At 46.1% G+C, this 2,579-nt stretch carries 3 protein-coding genes; all 3 read right to left on the bottom strand.

Annotation, left to right across the window (positions count from 1 at the left end; translation table 11 throughout):
• Positions 1-279, bottom strand: a 279-nt coding sequence (locus Q7P41_RS08740) for a DUF523 domain-containing protein (protein ID WP_303883542.1), incomplete at its 3' end; no start/stop codon positions are given.
• On the bottom strand, positions 276-1,244 hold the full coding sequence (locus tag Q7P41_RS08735; RefSeq protein WP_303883540.1) for a threonine/serine dehydratase: 969 nt from the start codon (positions 1,242-1,244) through the stop codon (positions 276-278). The genes Q7P41_RS08740 and Q7P41_RS08735, both read right to left, overlap by 4 nt.
• A gap of 34 nt (positions 1,245-1,278) precedes the next feature.
• On the bottom strand, positions 1,279-2,478 hold the full coding sequence (locus Q7P41_RS08730) for a M20 family metallopeptidase (RefSeq protein ID WP_303883538.1): 1,200 nt from the start codon (positions 2,476-2,478) through the stop codon (positions 1,279-1,281).
• Positions 2,479-2,579 lie beyond the last annotated feature (101 nt).

Below are 2,579 nucleotides of genomic sequence, written 5' to 3'. Positions count from 1 at the left end.
GGCGATATCCAAAACCTTGAAAGCTCCAATTAAAAAATGGGGCGTTACATCCTCGCCCCATTCGTTTAAAATCTTGGCGTGGCCAGACAAAACGTCATCTCCTGTCCCGCCAACTATCTCGGCTTTAGGCCTCGGAATGGAAAGCCCTCCTGATATTTCAGGGCATACAGCAACAGCTAAGCCTTTTCTCACTAAGGCTTTCAAGATTTCGTTCTCAAAAGCTCTTCCGTCATACCTGCAAGGACACCCAACAAGACAGGCGCTGACCAAAAGCTTCACTTTTTAGCCTTTACTTCCTCGATCCATTTGCCAAGCAATGATAAGTCTACGTTGCCACCGGACATCAGGGCCACTACCTTTTTGTTCTTTAAAGGTACCTTGCCATAAAGGAGCGCAGCCACTGGCACTGCACCCGATGGCTCTACGAGTAATTTTGCCCTTTCTAATAGCAAAACAACCGCATTTTTTATCTCTTCTTCCGATACCAAAAGGATATCATCGACATACTTCTGGACAACCGGAAAGGTAATCTTACCGGGATTTGCAGTCCTTAGGCCATCTGCGATCGTATTGATATCTGTCAGTTCGACTATGTGCCCTGCCTTAAAGGACAAATAAGTGCTATTGCTGCCCTCCGGTTCAACGCCGAAGACTTTTACCCCTTTCAGAGATTCCTTTAGCGCTGTGGCCACTCCAGAAATCAAGCCACAACCGCCACAAGGGACTAGTACGGCATCGACATCAGGCATATCTTCGACGATCTCCAGGCCAGCCGTTCCTTGGCCTGCCATAATCCAAGGATGATCAAAGGGAGGGACAAATGTCATGCCCTCAAGTTCAGCAATCTCCATTGCACGGGCTATTCGCTCCGTTGAGGAATGCCCACATCTTTCTATCGCAGCTCCATATCCTTCAATTGCTGCTAACTTAGCAGGAGAGACATCTTCTGGCACAACTACAACCGCCTTTACCCCTAAAATCTTGGCAGCACATGCCAGGGCTTGACCGTGATTACCCGAGGATCCCGTAACAACGCCCTTGCATCTTTCCTCCTCACTCATGGAAAGCATGAAGTTCATAGCCCCTCTGAACTTAAAGGCTCCGCTTTTTTGTAAATTTTCTGCTTTTAAATAAACTTCGTTTCCGGCAATTTGGCTAAAGGTTGCCGATGAAAATATTGGAGTTCTGTGAATCCATGCCTTTATGCGATCCTGCGCTTGCCTTATCTCCTCTAACGAAAGCATTTTTTCATCCCCTTCTTTTAAAGTTAAGATTGGCTCAGAAAACTTCTTCCTGCTCCTTGGCTTTTTTAAAATCTTCTTTGATGGCGCTCCTTAAATCTTCATCCAAATAAACGGCAAGGGCCATCCTAGCTAAAGCTTTACTACCCAAAATTAAAGCTTCGTGCGCTCTAGGAGTTACTACAGCATCTGCGAACTCCCGACTGTGCGTTACTAAAGGCACATCGCTTATAGCAAGCTTGGGCTGCAAAGCGGGACACCTGTAGCTTACGTTGCCCATATCGGAAGAGCCTTCATAGCCTTCCGGCTCACTGAGCTCGATGCCCAGTTCCTTCATTATCTCGGCCATTTTCTCCTCTGCTGTCTTATTTTCTATCATATTGTCAAAGCTAAATTCAAAGTTCTTCATGGTGACTTCCGTTTCAGAGGCCATAGCTGCGCCAAGGGCAATTCTTCTCACGCGATCGACCAAATAGTCTAAATAAGCCCTGGTCGGCGCCCTAAAATAAAACCTGCAAATAGCCATCTCGGGAACGATATTTGGAGCATCGCCGCCCTTGTAAATTATTCCATGCATCCGTACTTCGGGTTTCACATGTTGTCTTAACATGTCAATGGCATGAAAGAAAAGTTGGACGCCGTTTAAGGCATTTCGGCCCTCCCAAGGAGCGCTTGCCGCGTGGGCAGGTTTTCCCTTGTAGCTAAATTCTATCGCGTCCATTGCAAGGCTTTTATATTTAACGTAGCTTTTATTTCCTGAAGAATGGATCATGATGGCTAAATCCAGGTCATCGAAGACGCCCTGTTCGGCCATTGTAACCTTCGCGCCGTTTGTCTCTTCGGCAGGCGTTCCTATAACGCGCAACTCTCCTTTTACTTCGTCAAAGACGGAAGCTAGTCCAATGGCCGCAAGCGTGGACATCGCTCCGTGGAGGCAATGGCCACAGGCATGGCCAATTTCTGGAAGCGCGTCGTATTCCACTAATAAAGCAACTTTTGCTCCTTCTCCATTAGATTTTGTAGCGCAAAAAGCCGTCGGAATACCTAAAAAGGGATATTCCACCTCAAAACCATGGCAAGAAAGAAGCTCCACATGTTTTTTACTGGACTGAAACTCGTGTTCTGAAACTTCGGGATGATTGGCCAAATAATCGCTCAACGTGATCGCTTCATCTGAGCAATTATCGATGGTTTTCTCTACCTTGGACAAAAGTCGTTCATAATAATGGTCATCCACAATAAGTGCTCCTCCTTCGTCAACTTTTTGAAAATAATAAATGAGAGGATATGTGTCTCCTCTCATTTATTTTTACCATATCAACAATCCAACGCCAAGTA

Source organism: Acetomicrobium mobile (genome assembly GCF_937920065.1).
Note: the sequence above shows the minus strand (reverse complement) of the source record. Positions and strands in the feature narration are given on the sequence as shown.

Excerpts from the sequence above, each read along its gene's own strand:
- Q7P41_RS08735 (WP_303883540.1), bottom strand. The coding sequence starts at position 1,244 with ATGCTTTCGTTAGAGGAGATAAGGCAAGCGCAGGATCGCATAAAGGCA.